13 protein-coding genes and 3 pseudogenes are annotated in these 19,902 nt (G+C 53.4%); 11 read left to right on the forward strand and 5 right to left on the reverse strand.

What is annotated here, in order from left to right; all coding sequences use genetic code 11:
• Positions 1 to 12: 12 nt before the first annotated feature.
• Complete coding sequence (gene sufA, locus ACQ86O_RS20035; protein WP_431222560.1) at positions 13 to 384, reverse strand: Fe-S cluster assembly scaffold SufA; 372 nt, start codon at positions 382 to 384, stop codon at positions 13 to 15.
• A gap of 483 nt (positions 385 to 867) precedes the next feature.
• On the opposite strand from sufA, the gene ACQ86O_RS20040 reads away from it, so the two are divergent.
• Entirely contained in the window at positions 868 to 1,272 is a 405-nt protein-coding gene (locus tag ACQ86O_RS20040) for a hypothetical protein (protein ID WP_431222561.1), read from the forward strand.
• Positions 1,273 to 1,305: 33 nt separating this feature from the next.
• On the opposite strand, the gene menI is transcribed toward ACQ86O_RS20040, so the two are convergent.
• Together menI and ydiJ are read right to left on the reverse strand one after the other, a co-directional pair.
• Positions 1,306 to 1,722, reverse strand: coding sequence for a 1,4-dihydroxy-2-naphthoyl-CoA hydrolase (menI, locus tag ACQ86O_RS20045; RefSeq protein ID WP_431222562.1), 417 nt, complete (start codon positions 1,720 to 1,722; stop codon positions 1,306 to 1,308).
• Positions 1,719 to 4,774 (reverse strand): annotated as a pseudogene (gene ydiJ, locus ACQ86O_RS20050) (D-2-hydroxyglutarate dehydrogenase YdiJ). Before ydiJ ends, menI begins: the two are co-directional and overlap by 4 nt.
• A 317-nt stretch (positions 4,775 to 5,091) precedes the next feature.
• On the opposite strand from ydiJ, the gene ydiK reads away from it, so the two are divergent.
• A complete protein-coding gene (gene ydiK / locus ACQ86O_RS20055; RefSeq protein WP_431222563.1) occupies positions 5,092 to 6,192 on the forward strand; it encodes an AI-2E family transporter YdiK in 1,101 nt (366 codons plus the stop codon).
• 404 nt (positions 6,193 to 6,596) lie between these two features.
• Here ydiK and ppsA read toward each other — a convergent pair.
• Positions 6,597 to 8,974, reverse strand: a pseudogene (gene ppsA / locus ACQ86O_RS20060) (phosphoenolpyruvate synthase).
• A 518-nt stretch (positions 8,975 to 9,492) separates the two neighbouring features.
• On the opposite strand from ppsA, the gene ppsR reads away from it, so the two are divergent.
• The 9 genes and pseudogenes from ppsR (at position 9,493) to ACQ86O_RS20105 (ending at position 18,400) form a co-directional block, all read left to right on the forward strand.
• Positions 9,493 to 10,314: a posphoenolpyruvate synthetase regulatory kinase/phosphorylase PpsR gene (gene ppsR / locus ACQ86O_RS20065; RefSeq protein ID WP_431222564.1), complete on the forward strand. Its 822-nt coding sequence runs from the start codon at positions 9,493 to 9,495 to the stop codon at positions 10,312 to 10,314.
• A 206-nt stretch (positions 10,315 to 10,520) separates the two neighbouring features.
• Positions 10,521 to 11,566 (forward strand): annotated as a pseudogene (locus tag ACQ86O_RS20070) (3-deoxy-7-phosphoheptulonate synthase).
• A gap of 79 nt (positions 11,567 to 11,645) precedes the next feature.
• Positions 11,646 to 12,131: a glutathione peroxidase gene (locus tag ACQ86O_RS20075; RefSeq protein WP_431222565.1), complete on the forward strand. Its 486-nt coding sequence runs from the start codon at positions 11,646 to 11,648 to the stop codon at positions 12,129 to 12,131.
• 113 nt (positions 12,132 to 12,244) lie between these two features.
• Positions 12,245 to 12,439 carry a hemin uptake protein HemP gene (gene hemP, locus ACQ86O_RS20080; RefSeq protein WP_431222566.1) on the forward strand — a complete coding sequence of 65 codons (195 nt, stop codon included), beginning with the start codon at positions 12,245 to 12,247 and terminating at the stop codon, positions 12,437 to 12,439.
• 195 nt (positions 12,440 to 12,634) lie between these two features.
• A complete protein-coding gene (locus tag ACQ86O_RS20085; RefSeq protein ID WP_431222567.1) occupies positions 12,635 to 14,692 on the forward strand; it encodes a TonB-dependent hemoglobin/transferrin/lactoferrin family receptor in 2,058 nt (685 codons plus the stop codon).
• 65 nt (positions 14,693 to 14,757) lie between these two features.
• Positions 14,758 to 15,792, forward strand: a complete 1,035-nt coding sequence (locus ACQ86O_RS20090; protein ID WP_431222568.1) for a hemin-degrading factor — start codon at positions 14,758 to 14,760, stop codon at positions 15,790 to 15,792.
• Positions 15,789 to 16,619, forward strand: a complete 831-nt coding sequence (locus ACQ86O_RS20095) for a heme/hemin ABC transporter substrate-binding protein (RefSeq protein WP_431222569.1) — start codon at positions 15,789 to 15,791, stop codon at positions 16,617 to 16,619. Before ACQ86O_RS20090 ends, ACQ86O_RS20095 begins: the two co-directional genes overlap by 4 nt.
• A 4-nt stretch (positions 16,620 to 16,623) precedes the next feature.
• Complete coding sequence (locus ACQ86O_RS20100; RefSeq protein ID WP_431225785.1) at positions 16,624 to 17,622, forward strand: FecCD family ABC transporter permease; 999 nt, start codon at positions 16,624 to 16,626, stop codon at positions 17,620 to 17,622.
• Positions 17,615 to 18,400: a heme ABC transporter ATP-binding protein gene (locus tag ACQ86O_RS20105; RefSeq protein ID WP_431222570.1), complete on the forward strand. Its 786-nt coding sequence runs from the start codon at positions 17,615 to 17,617 to the stop codon at positions 18,398 to 18,400. The genes ACQ86O_RS20100 and ACQ86O_RS20105 overlap by 8 nt, the downstream gene beginning before the upstream one ends.
• A gap of 28 nt (positions 18,401 to 18,428) precedes the next feature.
• Here ACQ86O_RS20105 and ACQ86O_RS20110 read toward each other — a convergent pair whose 3' ends face one another.
• Positions 18,429 to 19,871: a protein adenylyltransferase SelO gene (locus ACQ86O_RS20110; RefSeq protein WP_431222571.1), complete on the reverse strand. Its 1,443-nt coding sequence runs from the start codon at positions 19,869 to 19,871 to the stop codon at positions 18,429 to 18,431.
• Between the last annotated feature and the right edge of the window lie 31 nt (positions 19,872 to 19,902).

Raw genomic sequence — 19,902 nt, forward strand, 5'->3', positions numbered from 1 at the left:
TGATTGCATCGCTTAAACGCCAAAACTCTCACCACACCCGCAGGCGTTCTGAGCTTTAGGGTTGTTGAATTTGAACATCTGATTCAGCCCATCACGGACAAAATCTACCGTGGTGCCATCAATAAACGGCATCGCTTTCAGCGGAACATACAGCGCTGCCCCACCGCGTTCGAACAGCAGGTCGTCGCTGGCAGGCTCGCGGGTGAGATCCAGCACGTAGGCAAACCCCGCACAGCCAGACTGCTTGACCCCAAGCTGCAACCCTTTAACCTGCGGATCCTGCTGCATTAATTTGAGTATCTGTTGCACGGCACTGTCGCTCAGCGAAATACCTTGCCAGACATTGTCTTCCAACGAGAAAGTACCGACATCTTCCATTTGCATAGGGCCTACCTCATGCTCGCGTTTCACCACAGCCAATCTGGGTTACTCATATGTTAGTGATAACGATTATCACTTCAACCGTTTGTTTTGCGGGGGTATCTGCCAGAAGCACGGATTTTTGCTTCGCAGTGCGGCAAGCTTGCGGGATATCCGTGTTATCCAGCGCGGGAAAGCAGAAAAGAATTATTTATATCCACATGAATTTATTACACTTCACGCTTCACCGTACGCCTCACCCCGGTGGCCCGGCTGCATTACACCGCCGGACAAACTGTCTGTTTTAAACATTCATAGGAAATACCTATTTCTGAATCTTGTCTGTCTAATTAATGCGCTTTACTGCCTTAAGTTTAGTCGTTACTGCACTTTTGGCCCACTCCCCCGCCAATCATCCCTAGAGAAAAAATGCCAAAGAGCATTGATCATCGCCACATCTACAAATATGATAATGATTATCATTAAGCTTTAATTGAGCGTGGACAGATGAATATCTCGATGAATGCCTGGTTACTTAGCAAAATTGATGACTACAAGTTCAAAATCCGTGATGTCACGGTGGATTTCTATATGGCGGAGGCGGCATTAAGGCGGACAGAATGCAACATCAATCATTTGAAGCAATACAACGCGGTCAGCCTCAGCATGGCCAATCTGTGCCTGGAAAATGGCGATGATGAAAGCTATCTGCATGCACTGAATAAACTGCACAACCGGCTGATCGTTGAGATCAATAATCCACAACGTTGCCAGCTATTCCGCGTTCAGAGCTACCATTTTGCACGACACACGTTGACACTGATTTGCCAGAAATACTCAATGGAAGGCGTGTGGGAGAAAGCGACGGCTTTTCAGAAGGATTTTGTGAAACGGGTGCCGTTTCAGCTATAAAATGCCCGCAAGCCGAAACCTGCGGGTTTTATTTTACTCAAGTACCGCCGTGGTCAGGCGCGAGGTACAGCACAGACGATCGCGATCGTCGAAGATTTCGATCTGCCAGACCTGATTGCGGCGGCCAACATGCAGTGCACGGCAAACGCCGCGCACCTGCCCTTTGAACACCGCCCGAATGTGGTTGGCGTTGATTTCAAGCCCCACCACTTTTTGCTCCCCTTCGGTACACAGATAACCGGCCATTGAGCCCATCGACTCTGCCAGCACTACCGAAGCCCCGCCGTGTAACAGGCCGAACGGCTGTGTCGTCCGGTTATCAACCGGCATAACCGCTTCCAGATAGTCATCCGCCATGCAGGTAAATTCAATCCCCACATGGCCAACCATACAGCCTTCACCAGTCTGGTTAAGTTTTTCCAGCGTTGTTTCACGTTTCCACAGCTTCACGCAATCATCTCCAACAGAGCTTGTAACGGATGCCGCACGCCATTGCCTTCAATGCGTTTCACCTGGCTGCGGCAAGAGTAACCGGTCGCCAGACAACGTTGCCGTGGCAAGCGTTGCAGCGCCTGGTGCCATGATAACTCATAAATGCCCAGCGAATTTTGCAGGTTTTTGGCTTCGTGGCCATAAGTGCCGGCCATGCCGCAACAGCCGACGTTGACATTCTCCAGTTTGGCTCCAAACCGGGAAAAATGGCGGCCCATTGCTGCGCGCTGGTCGGTAACGCGGTGCTTTCGGTGCAATGGCCAAACAGATACCAGGCCTCGCCCGTTGCCTGTTGCTCCGCACGCTCTGCCAGCAATGGCTGCAGCCACTCATGCACCAGTTGCACCTGGAAATCACCGCGAGAATCACCGAGGATCTCCTGATACTCATCGCGGTAGCACAGCACCAGCGCAGGATCGACCCCGACCATAGGTATGCCAAGCTTAGCCACGCGGTTGAGGAAATCGGCTGTCTTACGTGCCGTTTTGGCAAACCGCGTCAGGAAACCTTTTATGTGCTGCGCTTTGCCGTTTGGTGAGAATGGCAACAGGACCGGCTTGTAGCCCAGCTTATCCACCAGCCGCACAAAATCTGCAACCACTTGCGCATCGTAATAACTGGTAAAGGGATCCTGAACTACCAGCACATGCTGTTCACGCTGCGCCTCTCCCAAAGCCTCGAGTTGTTCAAGCGTCATGCTAAAAGCGCTATGGCCCGAAAGCTGCTGGCGCAACGTCGGGCTGGAAAGCAGGGGCAAGTCCACCATGCCGATACTGCTGCGGCTTAGTTCGCGTACCCAAGGCTGTTTAAAGAAGAAATTAAACACCTGCGGCGCTTTCGCCATCAGCGGGGTGTAACTTTCCACGCCAGCAACCATATAGTCACGTACCGGGCGCAGATAGCGGGTGTGGTAGAGCTGTAAGAAGCGGGAGCGGAAGCCCGGCACGTCGATCTTGATCGGGCATTGGGTAGAACAGGCTTTACAGGCAAGGCAGCCTGACATCGCTTCTTTTACTTCATGGGAGAAGTCATATTCCCCTTTGCTGGCATGCCAGCTATTACGGGTTTTCTCGATCATGGCACGGAAACTGAGGCGCTGTTGCGGTAGCTGTTTTTCCAGTGCTACCGGATCGACGCCTTGGTCAGCCAGCAGGCGTAACCATTCACGTACCAGCGCCGCGCGGCCTTTCGGCGAGTGAATACGGTTACTGGTGATCTTCATCGAAGGGCACATCGGGCTATGCACATCAAAGTTAAAGCACAGGCCATTACCGTTACACTCCATCGCGCCACGGAACGAAGTGCGGATGTCGATAGGAATACGGCGATCCAGCGTGCCGCGCTTCACCGCGTCCACCTTCATCATCAGCGCCTCAACGCCAAACGGTGGGCAAATTTTACCAGGATTGAGGCGATTAAGCGGGTCAAACGCCGCCTTAATCCGGCGCAGCTCTTCATACAGCGTTTCGCCAAAGAAGGCCGGGCTGTATTCTGCGCGGAAACCTTTACCGTGCTCGCCCCACAGCAACCCGCCATATTTCGCCGTTAGCGCAACCACCTGGTCGGAAATCTGCTTCATCAGCATTTCTTGCTGCGGATCGCACATATCCAGCGCCGGGCGCACGTGCAACACCCCGGCATCGACGTGGCCAAACATGCCATAACTCAGGTTATGGCTGTCCAGCAGTTGGCGGAACTCGGTAATGTAATCGGCAAGATGCTGTGGCGGTACGCAAGTATCTTCAGCAAACGGAATTGGCTTGGCCTGCCCTTTGGCATTGCCCAGCAAACCCACCGCTTTTTTGCGCATATTGTAGATACGTTCGATACCACTGAGATCGCCACAGATTTGATAGCCAATCACCCCGGCCTGCTGCTCTGAGATCAAACCATCCAGACGCTCACATAACGCTTCCATCTGGCCGTCGATCAGTTCTTTATCGTCACCGGCAAACTCAACGATATTCAGCCCGAGCATCTCTTTATCCGGTACGTTGGTGATCAGTTCACTGACCGAATGCCAAACGATATCTTCACGGGCCAGATTAAGCACTTTTGAATCGATGGTTTCTACCGATAGCGCCTTGGCTTCCACCATAAAGGGCGCATTACGCAGCGCGGAATCGAAGGAGTCGTATTTTATATTCACCAGGCGGCGCACCTTCGGCAGTGGCGTGATATTCAGCCGCGCTTCAGTGATAAAGGCCAGTGTTCCTTCGGAACCGGTGAGGATGCGCGAAAGATCGAAGGTTTGCAGATCGTCACTTAACACATGGCGCAAATCATAACCGGTGAGGAATCGGTTAAGCTTGGGAAATTTCTCCAGGATCAGCGCCCGTTGTTCGCGGCAACGGTTAAGAACCCGATCGTAAATGCGCCCTTCCGGCGTATCTTCCTGAGCAATCGTTTCCGCCAGTAGCGTCGGCATCGCCCGGGTGTCGATCATTTCGCCCCCCAGCAACACTGCCCGCAATCCCAGCACATGGTCTGAAGTTTTGCCGTACACCAATGAACCCTGGCCGGAGGCGTCGGTATTGATCATGCCGCCAAGCGTGGCTCGGTTGCTGGTGGAAAGCTCAGGTGAGAAGAAATAGCCGAACGGCCGCAGATACTGGTTAAGCTGGTCTTTGATTACCCCGGCCTCAACCCGCACCCAGCCTTGCTCGACGTTGATGTCCAGAATGCGATTCATATAGCGCGACATATCAACCACGATGCCGCTGTTAAGGGATTGGCCGTTGGTGCCAGTGCCACCACCACGCGGGCTGAAGGTCAGCGCCTTAAAGCGCTCCTCATCGGCCAGACGGGCGAGTAACGCGACATCACCGGTTGAACGAGGAAACACCACGGCATCGGGTAACAACTGATAAATACTGTTGTCCGTGGCCATAGTCAGACGATCGGCATAATTGGTGGCCGTATCGCCGCTGAATCCGTTTTGTTTTAACGCTTCCAAAAAGTCGAGCACCCGTTGAACGAGGCCGGGAGCCTGAGAAATCTGTGGGATCATTCGCTTTTTTGACCCTGTCTGTCTATTTTTTAATTGCTTATCAGGTCCTGGATTCAGACCCACCCCTATTTTTTATTATCAGTATATCCATCGCCTTTCAAGCCGCAGCGTTGTTACCTGCACTAGCCTAACTGCAACTTGAAATTCATTGGGTATAAAAACTAACATACTTCCTTTCGTGCAGGCATTCACATTATCACAAAGTAGCGGCAACAGAAGCGCTTGCGGCAAAAGGTACGCCTGACTGTGCAAGTAGCCGAAAATGCTCCATGATGAACGGGTACAGGGAATCACTGAAATAGGATGAAAACGCATTCATGAAACAACCGCAACATCGATACGATTTACCTACGATTATTTTTGGCGTGCTGTTTATCGCCATGCTGATCGTCGCCAGTTTTTGGGTTGTTCAACCGTTTATTCTTGGTTTTGCCTGGGCGGGCATGGTGGTGATTGCCACCTGGCCGGTATTGATCAAGGTCCAGAACCTGCTTTGGGGCCGGCGTTCTCTGGCCGTTCTGGTCATGACCATCTTGCTGCTCTTACTGTTTGTGCTGCCGGTTGCCCTGCTGATCAGCAGCGTGGTCGATAACAGCGCGCCAATCGTGGATTGGGTTAATGCCCCGGCCAAGATCCATGCTCCAGATTTTGAATGGTTGCGTGCCATACCGTTGATTGGCAATAAAACCTACAACAGTTATCATCTGCTGGTTAACACCGGTGGTGCCGCCTTGGTTGCCAAAATCCAACCTTATTTCGGCCAGACGGCAACCTGGCTTGTCACTCAAGCCGCGCACATTGGCCGCTTCCTGGTGCACTGTATGCTGATGGTGCTGTTCAGCGCCTTACTGTATGCCCGTGGCGAGCAGGTGGGTATGGCTATCCGGCATTTTGCCGTGCGCCTGGCCTCCGTGCGTGGCGATGCTGCGGTGTTGCTGGCCGGGCAAGCGATCCGCGCTGTGGCATTGGGTGTGGTAGTTACGGCATTGGTGCAATCAATACTGGGTGGGATTGGCCTGGCCGTTTCCGGCATTCCTGCGGCAACCTTGTTGACCGTGCTGATGTTTGTATTCTGTGTGGCGCAGCTTGGGCCATTGCTGGTATTGATCCCAGCCATTATCTGGCTGTACTGGACCGGAGATACCACTTGGGGAACCTTGCTGCTGGTGTGGAGCTGTGTCGTCGGCACCTTGGATAACTTCCTGCGCCCGGCACTGATCCGCATGGGTGCAGATCTGCCGCTAATCCTGATCCTCTCCGGCGTTATCGGCGGTTTGCTGTCCTTTGGTATGATAGGCCTGTTTATCGGCCCGGTTGTGCTGGCCGTTTCCTATCGTTTGGTCAGCGCCTGGGTGAATGAGGCGCCGGAACCCAATACCGATCCGGAAGAAGTGGTTAAGGATTTAGAACAGCTGTAATTCGCACTGGGTCTGCCCGACGGACGGGCAGACTACCCCCTATTTTTACTGCACAATAACCGCTCAGGTTGCTTATTTATTCCCACAGGTTCTTTGGGTTAATTAATCGAGCTTGCCGGTAACCCCATTTTCCTTTGCTGGTTTATTAGGATGAATCTTAATGACGCTGACCGCGTAAGTGCCTAGTATTATTGCCATATCGCGCTATAAATAATTGTTTTTCAAGCAAGCATCCAAACAATGTAATGCCATACATGTAAATTGCTGTGTGTAGTCTTTGCCCGTCATCCTATGATGGGCCTTTTTTTATCTTTATTATTTTTCTAATCGATATATTTACATTCAGATATAAAAAGGCCGCCAACTCAGTGGCGACCTTTAGCGTTATTATTTGCGTAACCGCATTACTTTCTCTGCGACAAATTAATCCAAGTCTGCACGACAGTATCCGGGTTCAGGGACAGGCTATCGATCCCCTGATCCATCAGCCATTCGGCAAAGTCCTCATGATCCGATGGGCCTTGCCCACAAATACCGACATATTTTCCATGACGCTTGGCCGCCTGGATCGCCATGGAAAGCAGCGCCTTGACCGCTTCATTACGTTCATCGAACAGTTCAGAAACCACGCCGGAATCACGATCCAGCCCCAGCGTTAGCTGAGTCATGTCGTTGGAGCCGATGGAGAAACCATCGAAATGCTCAAGGAACTGATCGGCCAACAGGGCGTTAGAAGGGATCTCACACATCATGATCACTTTCAGGCCGTTCTCGCCACGCTTCAATCCCTGACGGCCCAGTTCCGCCACCACCGCCTCAGCCTGTGCCACGGTACGAACGAATGGCACCATTACTTCAACGTTGGTCAGGCCCATCTCATTACGCACACGCTTCATGGCCGCACATTCCATCGCGAAGCAATCACGGAAACTGTCGGCAACATAACGGCCTGCGCCACGGAAGCCCAGCATCGGGTTCTCTTCGTGGGGTTCGTACTTCTCGCCGCCGACCAGGTTGGCGTACTCATTGGATTTGAAGTCGGAAAGGCGCACGATCACGCGCTTCGGCCAGAATGCCGCGCCCAGCGTCGCGATCCCTTCGGTCAGACGACCGACGTAAAACTCAACCGGATCATCATAACCCTGCATCAGCGTCCTGATTTCGGCCTGCAGCTCCGGCGTCTGCTGGTCAAACTCCAACAAAGCGCGAGGATGCACGCCAATCATGCGGTTGATGATAAATTCCAGACGGGCCAGGCCCACCCCTTCATTCGGCAAGCGGGCGAAGTCGAAAGCGCGATCCGGGTTACCGACGTTCATCATGATTTTCAACGGCAGCGTTGGCAGCTCGGTAACTTCGGAGCTTTGTACCGTAAACTCCAGCATATCGCTGTAAACAAAACCGGTATCGCCTTCCGCACAGGAAACGGTGACTTTCTGCCCATCTTTCAGCAGGTCGGTAGCATGGCCGCATCCCACCACCGCCGGGATACCCAGCTCACGGGCGATGATCGCCGCATGACAGGTACGCCCGCCACGGTTAGTGACAATGGCCGCCGCTTTTTTCATGATCGGCTCCCAATCCGGATCGGTCATATCCGTCACCAGCACGTCACCCGGTTGGATGCGATCCATCTCGCTGATATCATGAATAACCTTCACCGGGCCAGCACCGATGCGGTGCCCGATAGCCCGCCCTTCCACCAACACGTCGCTATTACCATTCAACTGGTAACGCTCCATAACCTGCTCATTGGAACGCACGGTTTCTGGGCGCGCCTGCACGATAAGCAGTTTGCCGGTATGGCCATCTTTTGCCCACTCGATATCCATCGGGCGGCCATAATGTTTTTCAATCAACAGAGCCTGGTGCGCCAGCGCCTGCACTTCATCATCGGTCAGAGAGAAACGATTGCGTTGCTCTTCTGGCACATCTTCAATACGAACCTGCTTACCGTGGTCCTGCGAAGGCGCGTACACCATACGGATTTTTTCGAGCCGATATTCCGGCGCACAATAGCCGGTTTGCCTTTCAGCAGCGTCGGCTTATGCACATAGAATTCATCTGGGTTAACCGCGCCCTGCACCACCATTTCACCCAAGCCAAATGCCGAGGTGATAAACACCACCTGGTCGAAGCCTGATTCGGTATCAATGGTGAACATCACGCCGGATGAGGCCAGATCGGAGCGCACCATGCGTTGCACGCCAGCAGAGAGCGCACCCCCGCGGTGATCGTAACCCTGGTGTACACGATAGGAAATTGCACGGTCATTAAACAGGGAGGCAAAAACGTGTTTGATTGCCACCATTACCGCGCCAATACCCTGCACGTTAAGGAAGGTTTCCTGCTGGCCAGCAAAAGAAGCATCGGGCATGTCTTCAGCAGTAGCGGAAGAACGCACGGCAAACGACGCTTCGCTTTCGCCTTCGGCCAACTGCTGGTAAGCCAGCGTAATCTCACGTTCGAATTCCGGATGGAAAGGTGTATCAATTACCCACTGGCGGATTTGTGCGCCAGCCTTGGCCAGTTGAACGATGTCATCAACGTCAGTCTGATCCAATAACTGATAGATGCGCTGGTTGACACCACTTTGCTCAAGAAAATCGTTAAATGCTTGTGCTGTGGTGGCAAACCCATTGGGTACAGCCACGCCCAGATCGGAAAGATTGGTGATCATTTCACCGAGAGAGGCATTTTTGCCACCAACACGGTCAACGTCGTGCATGCCAAGCTGGTTGTACCAAAGCACATTACGCAAGTCTGGGCCATTGTTAGACATCAAGACAATCCTTATTGCTATCAGTAGGGTATAGACGGATTTTATACGGTTGTATTACCCGCACCGCTGAAAACGGCACCGAGTCAGACTAGCACAATCATCCATGGTTAATGGAAAGGTGAATCGATCAAGCCAATGAAGAAAATAGATTTTAAGAGAATTTACCCCTGGCGTTTTTTAATAGGGATCGTTCCCTTTTTGGCTATTGGCTTACAATTCAACTAATTAAATAATTTTTAAACTTTTTATTAAATACCCCTTTACTCTGTGTTTTTTTGCCGCAAATAAACACCACCAGGGTATATCAATCTATTAAAAATTAGATTATTAGTTTTATTAAAAATGAAATTCGGTTTTATTTAACCAGTTTTTTAAATAGGGTATTGTCCATCAGGTATGGAAAGTGGCTATATAGGAAAGCGGTCAATGGCGCCGTCACAAAAATTTTGTGTGCCCCTTTACCCTCGCCAGGCACACAGACATGATGCTTAGCCAGCATTTCAGTTAAGGAGTTACGGGTGGAAAGAAGCGTTTTTTATATTTCAGATGGCACGGCAATCACCGCCGAAGTGTTAGGGCACGCGGTGCTTTCGCAGTTCCCTGTCAAAGCAACGACCTATACTCTGCCCTTCGTGGAAACCGAAGCGCGAGCCCGTGGCGTATGCCAGCAGATCAACGAGATATATCAGCGGACCGGCGTGCGCCCCTTGGTGTTCTATTCCATCATCTCGCCAGAGGTGCGCCAGGTGATCGTCCAAAGCGAAGGGTTCTGCCAGGATATCGTGCAGGCACTGGTTGGCCCACTGCAGGGGGAACTGGGGGTAGACCCAACACCGGTGACAAACCGCACACACGGTTTGACCGAGAATAACCTGGGGAAATATGACGCCCGTATCGCAGCTATTGAATACACTTTGGCGCACGATGATGGTATTTCTTTGCGTAACCTCGATCAGGCACAGGTGATCCTGCTCGGTGTTTCTCGCTGCGGTAAAACCCCGACCAGCCTCTATCTGGCCATGCAATTTGGCATCCGCGCCGCCAACTACCCGTTTACCGCTGATGATATGGATAATCTGCAGTTACCCGCAGCGCTGAAGTCATTTCAACATAAGTTGTTCGGCCTGACCATCAACCCGGAGCGCCTGACCGCCATCCGCGAAGAGCGGCGGGAAAACAGCCGTTATTCGTCTTCACGCCAGTGCCGGATGGAAGTCGCTGAAGTAGAAGCATTATTTCGCAAAAACCAAATCCGTTACCTCAATACCACCAACTATTCAGTTGAGGAAATCTCTACCAAAATTCTTGATATTCTCGGTATGAGCCGCAGGATGTTCTGATGTCAGCTGCCAGCCCTTTCCTGCTGGAGGGGGCACCGGCTAATCTGGTTAACATTGCGCCACCGCCTGTTCTTTTTGTGTTTTTTTGCCGGTCTCAGTCAACAGATCACAATCTCTACGGTTGAATTCAGCGGTTTTTGCGTTATTGTGATCGCCATCACTTCCCGGCATTCCTGCCGTAGCGAAGAACAGCTTTAGAGAAAACCATGCACAAAACAGATGAACTGCGGACCGCGCGCATCGACAGCCTCGTTACGCCTCAAGCGTTGGCGGATAAGCTGCCGATTTCAGCGGAGGTAGCCGACAACGTGACGGCATCACGTAAGCGTATAGAAAAATCCTGACCGGCGAAGACAATCGCCTATTAGTGGTGATTGGCCCCTGCTCCATTCATGATTTGGATGCAGCCATGGACTATGCCAGCCGTCTGAATGCACTTCGCGAGCGTTATCAGGATCGTCTGGAGATCGTGATGCGCACCTATTTTGAGAAACCGCGCACCGTAGTGGGCTGGAAAGGATTGATTTCCGATCCCGATCTGGATGGCAGCTATCAGGTCAACCGTGGCATCGAGATGGCCCGCAAGCTGCTGTTGGAAGTGAACCAGCTTGGTCTGCCAACGGCGACCGAGTTCCTGGATATGGTGGTCGGCCAGTATATTGCCGACCTGATCAGTTGGGGCGCCATTGGTGCCCGCACCACCGAAAGCCAGATCCACCGTGAAATGGCCTCGGCGCTCTCCTGCCCGGTGGGTTTTAAAAATGGTACCGATGGCAATACCCGCATCGCCATTGATGCAATCCGTGCCGCCCGCGCTGGTCATATGTTCCTGTCACCGGACAAAACCGGCCAAATGACCATTTACCAAACCAGCGGCAACCCTTATGGCCACATCATCATGCGTGGCGGTAAAACGCCAAACTACCATGCGACCGATGTGGTAGCCGCCTGCGATAGTCTGCGTGAATTCGATCTGCCTGAACAATTGGTGATCGACTTCAGCCACGGTAACTGCCAGAAACTACACCGCCGCCAGTTGGACGTGGCCGAAAATGTCTGCCAACAGATCCGTTCTGGTTCTGTTGCCGTGGCGGGTGTGATGGCAGAGAGCTTCCTGGTAGAAGGCACGCAGAAAATCGCGGCAGGCCAACCCCTCACCTATGGCCAGTCCATTACTGATCCCTGCTTGAGTTGGTCAGACAGCGAACAGTTGCTTGCGATGTTGGCCGATGCGGTAGATACCCGGTTCTGATTGTTTCAGCCAGAGTGACCTGCGCATTCTGGCTATCTTCCTATACTTGCCAGATACCCCTTATTCCGGAGCTTGCCGCATGAGCCAGTCACTGCTGTCCATCCCCTGCATAACTTTGCAAGGTGAGCACAAAACCCTGTCAGACTTCCCCGCCCGGGCTTATCTGGTGGTCAATACGGCGAGCAAATGCGGTTTTACTCCGCAATATGCTGGCCTGGAAAATTTATGGCAATATTACCGTACGCGCGGTTTGATGGTGCTAGGCTTTCCCTGTAATCAGTTTGGTGGGCAAGAACCGGGGGATCCGTTAGAAATTGCCAACTTCTGTACGCTCAATTTTGGTGTCAGTTTCCCGTTATTCAGCAAGATTGACGTTAACGGCCCTGACGCTCATCCCTTATTTATTGAATTGAAGCGCCGGGCCCCAGGCCTGCTCGGTAGCCAACGCATCAAGTGGAACTTCACCAAATTCCTGCTTACCGCCGACGGCGAGCGGATCCGCCGTTTTGCCCCGGTGACCAAACCGGAGCGCCTGTTCGACCGTATCGAAACCCTGCTGAAGTAACCTGGCTGCAGCAAAAAACTTCCTGCGGTCAGAAAATTTTCCTTGATGTAACCTTTTGTTCACATGATAATGATTATCAATTTGATATTGGTTATCATTTAATGGTTGATTATATGAACAATCGCGATAATCCCCTTCTTTCCCCTGGCAGCGCCGCAGCTCCAAATGCCAGCACACACGCGGCGCTACCGCCTTGCTTCGACAGCACCGAACTGCTGGGTAACGAAGGTTTGGCGGTGATCACGCATCAGGGGCAACGTTATCAACTGCGCCAGACCAAAGCGGGGAAATTGATCTTAACCAAATAACCCTTATACCCGTCGTCTTTCAAGCCACAGCGTTGTGACCTGCACTAACGGTGCTGTACAGGGAAGTGCATATGCACTTGAGCGGCTGGCTTGAAATCCAAAGGGTATATTTTTTGAATGCCAGCCACCCCGATTCCATGATCCAGGCAGCCAGCAAATCTATTGATATGTTTTAAACATACGGAGAGTTGCCACATGCCTGCCATTATTTCCACCCGGTTGCGTTTATCCGCACTAAGTCTGGCGATTGCCTGCACTTTGCCTACGGTGGCTTTTGCACAAACCACCACCAAGGTAAAAAACGAAGCCCATAAAGATGACCCTATGACCGTAATCGCTACCGGTAATCAGCGCAGCAGTTTCGAAGCACCGATGATGGTGACAGTTATTGATGGTACCAGCCCGCAAAGCCAGACTGCTGCTACCGCTGGCGATATGCTTCGCGGTGTTCCCGGAATTACCGTGACCGGAACGGGTCGCAGTAACGGACAGGACGTTATAATGCGGGGTTACGACCATCGCGGCGTGTTGACCTTGGTCGACGGCATTCGTCAAGGTACCGATACCGGCCATATCAACGGCACTTTCCTGGATCCTGCATTGGTAAAACGTATCGAAATTGTACGTGGCCCTGCCGCCTTGCTGTATGGCAGCGGCGCTCTCGGGGGCGTGATCTCCTATGAAACGGTCGATGCAGCCGATCTGCTGCTGCCGGGTCGCAATAGCGGTTTCCGCGTATTCGGCACTGCGGCCAGTGGCGATCATAGTCTGGGGATGGGGGCCAGTGCCTACGGCAGAACCGACGATCTTGATGGGTTGCTCTCCTTTGGTACCCGTGATGTCGGTAATCTGCGGCAGGGCAATGGCTTTGATGCGCCGAACGACGAAACCATCAGCAACGTGCTGGCTAAAGGGACCTGGACTTTAGACGATAGCCAGTCGCTGAGCGGTAACTTACGTTATTACAACAACCGGGCGCAGGAACCCAAAAACCCGCAATCTCCTGAAGTATCTAACAGTAACCTATCCACCGATCGTTCCACTATTCAGCGTGACGGCCAGCTCAGTTATAAACTCAAACCCACAGGGCAAGACTGGCTGGACGCAGAAGCCAAGGTTTATTACTCCGAAGTGGAAATCAACGCCCATACCCGTGGTAGCGAAGACGAAACGCGTAGGCAGACCACCAGCGGCGGAAAGCTGGAAAACCATACTCGGCTGTTTGCCGATAGCTTCGCCTCTCACCTGTTCACTTACGGCACCGAGGCCTATAAGCAAGAACAAACACCTGGCGGCGCGACAGAAAGCTTCCCACAGGCGAAAATCAACTTCGCTTCTGGCTGGTTGCAGGATGAAATTACCTTACGTGATCTCCCGATCTCCTTCCTGGCCGGGACCCGCTATGACAACTATAAAGGCTCCAGCGACGGTTACGATGACGTAAATGCCAACAGGTGGTCCTCACGCGGTGCCGTCAGCGTGACCCCTACCGAATGGTTGATGCTGTTCGCTTCATATGCCCAAGCGTTCCGCGCCCCCACCATGGGCGAGATGTACAACGACTCTAAACACTTCTCGATCCCCATGGACCCGACCACCATTACCAACTATTGGGTACCCAATCCGAATCTGAAGCCGGAAACCAATGCCACGCAGGAATACGGCTTCGGTTTGCGCTTTGATGACATGTTAATGGCCAATGACAGTCTGCAATTCAAAGCCAGCTATTTTGATACCAAAGCCCGAGATTACATCACCACCGGCGTCACCATGGAGCTGGGGCGTGGCCCAACCGGTATGTATTGCATCAGTTGTACAACCTTCTCCACCAATATAGATCGAGCCAAGATCTGGGGTTGGGATGCCTCGCTAAACTATCAGACACCCTGGTTTGGTTGGGATCTGGCCTACAACCGTACGCGTGGCAAAGATGAAGCCACTGATAATTGGATAGCCAGCATTAATCCAGACACCGTCACCAGCATCCTGGACATTCCGATTGCAGAAACCGGTCTGTCCACCGGTTGGGTCGCCACTTTTGCCCAAAGTGCGCATAACGTGCCGAGCGGCACGGCGACTCAGGCCGGATATGGCGTCAACGATTTCTACCTGAGCTACAAGGGCCGCGAAAATCTGCAAGGCGTCACCACTACCCTGGTGCTGGGTAACGCCTTCGACAAAGAATATTATTCACCACAAGGCATTCCGCAGGATGGCCGTAACGCCAAATTGTTGCTCAGCTATCAGTGGTAACCCGTTGAACCAAAGCGGGCGGGCAGCCCTTGCCCGCTGTTTATCTAAAAATAGGAACCTCAGTTATGAGTGAAACTCTGTATCAACGCTACCAACAGGCAAAAATTGATAATCCAGGCAAATATGCTCGCGATCTGGCGGAGTTGCTCGGCGTCAGTGAAGCAGAACTGACTCACGCACGCGTTGGCCACGATGCCTTGCGCCTGCAAGCCGATGCACGCACGCTGCTAACCGAGCTGGAACAGGTTGGCGTTACCAAATCCATTACGCGCAATAGCTTTGCGGTGCATGAACAGCTTGGCCGCTATCAGAATCAGCACCTGAATGGCCATGCAGGGCTGATCCTGAACCCACGTGCGCTGGATTTGCGCCTGTTTCTCAACCAGTGGGCCAGCGTGTTTGCACTCAGTGAAACCAACAAGCGGGGTGTACGCCACAGCATTCAGTTCTTTGATTATCAAGGTGACGCGCTGCACAAGGTTTACACCACTGATGAAACCGATCTTGGTTCCTGGATGTCACTGATTGAACGCCATCAGAGTGCACAAAACCCGGTGCCTGAATTACAAACGGCAGAAATCAAAAAAGATAATGACACCGCAGACACCGCCAAAATTGATGCCGAGTGGCGCGCCATGACTGACGTACATCAGTTTTTCCAATTGCTGAACCGCAACAATCTCACCCGTCAGCAGGCTTTCCGCGCCGTGGGCAATGATTTGGCCTATCGTGTAGACAACAGCGCCTTGGCTGAAATACTGCAAACCGCTCAGGCCGCACAGAATGAAATCATGATTTTCGTCGGTAACCGCGGTTGCGTTCAGATCTTTACCGGCCGGATCGAACGTCTGATGCCACAAGAAGGTTGGATCAACGTCTTCAACCGCCGCTTTACCCTGCACCTGATCGAAGACGCTATCGCAGAAAGCTGGATCACACGTAAACCGACCAAAGATGGCATGGTCACCAGCCTGGAGTTGTTTGCCGCCGATGGCACCCAAATTGCCCAGTTGTATGGGCAACGCACCGAAGGTCAGCCAGAGCAGACTCAATGGCGTGAACAGATTGCTGCGCTTGAACCTAAGGACATTGCCGCATGATAACGTCATTGTCCCGTAGCCTGGCGTTGTGCATCGCGCTGGCATTTCCATTGGCTACTTCTGCAGCCGAGCGGATTATCTCTATAGGCGGCGACGTGACCGAAATCGCATTCGCCCTGGGCATGGGTGATGAGGTTGTAGCACGCGATAGTACCAGCCAGAGCCCTGCTGCCGTACAAAAATTGCCGGATGTCGGGTATATGCGCCAACTGAATGCCGAAGGCATTCTGGCGCTGAAACCCACGCTGGTGCTGACTACCGAACTCGCCGAGCCAGCCTTGGTATTGAAACAGTTGGAAGAAAGTGGCGTAAAGGTGGTGCGCATCCCCGGAGATACTACCGTGCAGGCGGTAGCAGAAAAGATCACCCTAATCGCAGGCGCGTTAAACCGTGGCGATGAAGGCGCAAAGCTGGCCGAACGCTACCAGCAACAACTGGCCGCAGTAACCCGCTCGCCCTTGCCGGTAAACGTGTTGTTCGTGATGAGCCACGGCGGCGTTGCACCGATGGCCGCTGGCCAGCATACCGCTGCCGATGCCATCATCCGTGCTGCCGGGCTGAACAACAGCATGCAGGGGTTCAGCCGTTACCGCCCGCTTTCGCAAGAAGGCGTGATTGCCAGCGCACCGGATTTACTGTTAGTCACCACTGACAGCGTGCGCACAATCGGCGGTTTGGAACAGCTGTGGCAACTACCCGGTATTGCCTTAACACCTGCGGGGAAAAACCGCCGCGTGCTGGTCGTTGACGATATGGCACTGCTTGGCTTCGGACTGGAAACGCCAAAGGCTTTGAGCCTGTTGCGTAACGCGGCGGAGCAAAAGTAATGCGCTGCCGCACCTCCCCCGTCTGGCTATCGGCAGCCTGCTGTTTCTGCTGGCGGTGTTGTCCGTTGGGGCGGCCAATCTGGGGGCGTTGACGCTGTCGTTTCGCACTCTGTGGCTGGCCCCATTCAGCGACACCGCCTGGCATATCTGGCTGAATATTCGCCTGCCACGCGTACTGCTGGCCGTGGTTATCGGTTGCGCTCTGGCGGTGTCTGGCGCGGTGATGCAGGGATTGTTCCGCAATCCGCTGGCGGATCCCAGCCTGCTTGGGATCAGCAGCGGTGGCGCATTGTTGGTGGCTTTGGTCATCGTCATGCCAATCGCTTTGCCGCCGCTTATCGCTCTCTATAGCCATATGCTGGCGGCCTTTCTTGGCAGCCTGCTGGTTTCCATCCTGATTTATGGCATCAGCCGCAGCGGGCATGGCAGCCTGTCGCGGCTGTTATTGGCAGGTATCGCTATCAATGCGCTTTGTATGGCAGCCATTGGCGTGCTCTCTTACCTCAGCAGTGATCAGCAATTGCGCCAGTTTTCGCTCTGGATGATGGGCAGCCTCAGCCAGTCGCAGTGGCCAACCTTGCTGGTTGCCGCCTCGTTGATCCTACCGGCCGTTTTGCTGACCTTATTACAGGCCCGCCGATTGAATCTGTTACAGCTTGGCGATGAAGAAGCTCACTATCTGGGGGTTAATGTTCAGCGAACCAAATTGCAATTGCTGTTGCTCAGCGCCTTGTTGATTGGCGCTGCCGTCGCCATGAGCGGCGTGATTGGTTTTATCGGTCTGGTGGTTCCACATCTGGTGCGCATGCGGTTAGGAGGCGATCATCGTTGGTTATTGCCAGCTTCAGCCTTGGGAGGCGCCTGTCTGCTGTTGGTCAGTGACACACTGGCACGTACCCTGGTCGCCCCGGCTGAAATGCCGGTAGGCCTGATGACCAGCCTGCTAGGCGGTCCTTACTTTCTATGGCTGGTGCTGCGCCAGCGGGAGCGCTCAGGTGGATAACTCATCAATACTGATAGCACAGCAATTGCGTTACAACCTGGGTGGCCGCCGGTTGATCTCCGATGTCTCTCTCAGCATCGCCAGCGGCAAGATGGTGGCAATTATCGGCCCCAACGGCGCGGGCAAATCGACTTTGCTGCGCTTGCTCACCGGTTTCTTAACGCCCAACAGCGGTGAATGCCACCTGCTCGGCAAACCCCTTGAGCAATGGCAGCCACAGCAGTTAGCGAAAGTGCGGGCGGTGATGCGCCAACATAGCGAGTTGGCCTTTCCGTTTACCGTGGAAGAAGTGGTTACCATGGGCCGCGCTCCCCACAACGGGCGCGATACGGAACAGGCCGTCCGGCAGGTAATGATGCAGACCGATTGCGCTGCCTTAGCCCAGCGCGATTACCGCCAGCTTTCCGGGGGTGAACAGCAACGGGTTCAACTGGCAAGAGTGTTGGTGCAGCTATGGCAACCGCAAGCCGCCCCTTCCTGGTTGTTCTTGGATGAACCCACCTCGGCGCTCGATCTTTATCATCAACAGCATACTTTGCGCCTGCTGCGTTCTCTAACACGCCAACAGCCGCTGGCGGTATGCTGTGTGCTGCACGATCTGAATCTGGCCGCACTGTACGCCGACCATATTCTGTTGCTGCATCAAGGGCAGTTGGTTGCCTACGGGACACCGCACGAGGTATTACAGGCCGACATTCTGACGCGCTGGTATCAGGCCGATCTGGGCGTGGTGCATCACCCCGAAAGCGCACTGCCGCAGGTTTATTTGCGGCAGTGAACATCAAAACCCACAAGGTTTGCCCTATTCAGCTTGAACAGGATATTTCCAGATGCTTGCCCCAATCCGGCGGCAAAGCGGCCAAGTCCTCGTATTCAGAATTATCCTCAAAAGGTGTCAGCAATGCCTGGTGCAAGCGCGCAAGCTTGCTGACATCGTCCTGCTCAGCCGCTTCAATCGCCTGTTGTGCCAGATAGTTGCGCAAAATCAGTTGCGGATTGGCTTGCTTCATCGATTGCTGACGCTGTGCATCACTCATCGGCTCTTGCTGCAGACGCTGGCGATATTGCTGATACCAACGGTCAAACGCGTCGCGATCGATAAACTCATCACGCAAAGGCGTTGCTGCCTGCCGTTGCTCGACGTCGCTCAACAGACGGAATGTTCGGGTGTAATCACGGCCTTCTTGTGCCATCAGGCTTAATAAGCCGGTCAGCAGATCGTTATCCTGCTTCGATTGAGTAAACAGGCCCAGCTTGGCACGCATCTGCTCGCCATAAGCCTGCATCAGCGCTGGCTCATAGGCAGCCAAGGAGGCTTGCAGTTGTTCGGCGGTCATCAGGCCTGACAGCGTTTGCGCTAATCGGTGCAGGTTCCACAACCCGACTGCGGGCTGATTGTCGAATGCGTAACGGCCTTGATGATCGGAGTGATTGCAGATGTAGCCCGGCTGGTAGTCGTCAAGGAAACCGTAAGGCCCGAAATCCATGGTCAGGCCAAGGATCGACATATTGTCGGTATTCATCACTCCGTGCGCAAAGCCCACACTCTGCCAATGAGCAATCATGCGCGCGGTGCGTTCCACCACATCGGTGAACCATAGCTGATAGCGGTTCTGTTCCTGAACCCATTGCGGCCAGTGGCGGGCAATGACAAAATCGGCCAGTTGCCGGACCTGAACGGCCTGTTTACGGTAATAAAAATGTTCGAAGTGGCCGAAGCGCACATGGCTTTCCGCCACGCGCAGCAGCATCGCCCCACGCTCTGGCTGTTCACGAAACACGGGATGTTCGCTGGTGACTATCGTCAGGGCTCGCGTTGTCGGGATCCCCAAGTGATAAAGCGCCTCTGACGCCAAGAATTCGCGGATCACCGAACGCAACACCGCACGGCCATCACCCATGCGAGAATATGGCGTCAACCCAGCTCCTTTCAAATGCCAATCCATACTGCGGCCGTCTGGCAGTTTCTGCTCACCCAGCAAAATCCCCCGGCCATCACCCAATTGCCCGGCCCAGGAACCAAACTGGTGGCCACTATAAACCTGTGCCAACGGTTGCATACCGGGTAGCAACGCCTCGCCAGCCCATATTGGCGTTTTTTCCTCGGTAAACCAGCTTTCGTCTAAACCCAGCTCACTCGCCAAAGGCTTGCTGTAATACAACAGGCTCGCGTTTTTAAGCGGTGTTGGCTTCAGTTCGGTATAGAAACCGGGCAGTTGTTGGTAATAAGCGTTTTCAAACTGTGGCATAGGCCCTCCATTACTCTCAGTGTAGAGCTTG

The sequence above is a fragment of the Serratia sp. L9 genome (assembly GCF_050632285.1).
GTDB lineage: Bacteria > Pseudomonadota > Gammaproteobacteria > Enterobacterales > Enterobacteriaceae > Chania.

Coding starts and splice junctions, on each gene's coding strand:
- sufA (WP_431222560.1), bottom strand. CDS start 384: ATGCAAATGGAAGATGTCGGTACTTTCTCGTTGGAAGACAATGTCTGG.
- ACQ86O_RS20040 (WP_431222561.1), top strand. CDS start 868: ATGAATATCTCGATGAATGCCTGGTTACTTAGCAAAATTGATGACTAC.
- ydiK (WP_431222563.1), top strand. CDS start 5,092: ATGAAACAACCGCAACATCGATACGATTTACCTACGATTATTTTTGGC.
- ACQ86O_RS20075 (WP_431222565.1), top strand. CDS start 11,646: ATGAGCCAGTCACTGCTGTCCATCCCCTGCATAACTTTGCAAGGTGAG.
- hemP (WP_431222566.1), top strand. CDS start 12,245: ATGAACAATCGCGATAATCCCCTTCTTTCCCCTGGCAGCGCCGCAGCT.
- ACQ86O_RS20085 (WP_431222567.1), top strand. CDS start 12,635: ATGCCTGCCATTATTTCCACCCGGTTGCGTTTATCCGCACTAAGTCTG.
- ACQ86O_RS20090 (WP_431222568.1), top strand. CDS start 14,758: ATGAGTGAAACTCTGTATCAACGCTACCAACAGGCAAAAATTGATAAT.
- ACQ86O_RS20095 (WP_431222569.1), top strand. CDS start 15,789: ATGATAACGTCATTGTCCCGTAGCCTGGCGTTGTGCATCGCGCTGGCA.
- ACQ86O_RS20110 (WP_431222571.1), bottom strand. CDS start 19,871: ATGCCACAGTTTGAAAACGCTTATTACCAACAACTGCCCGGTTTCTAT.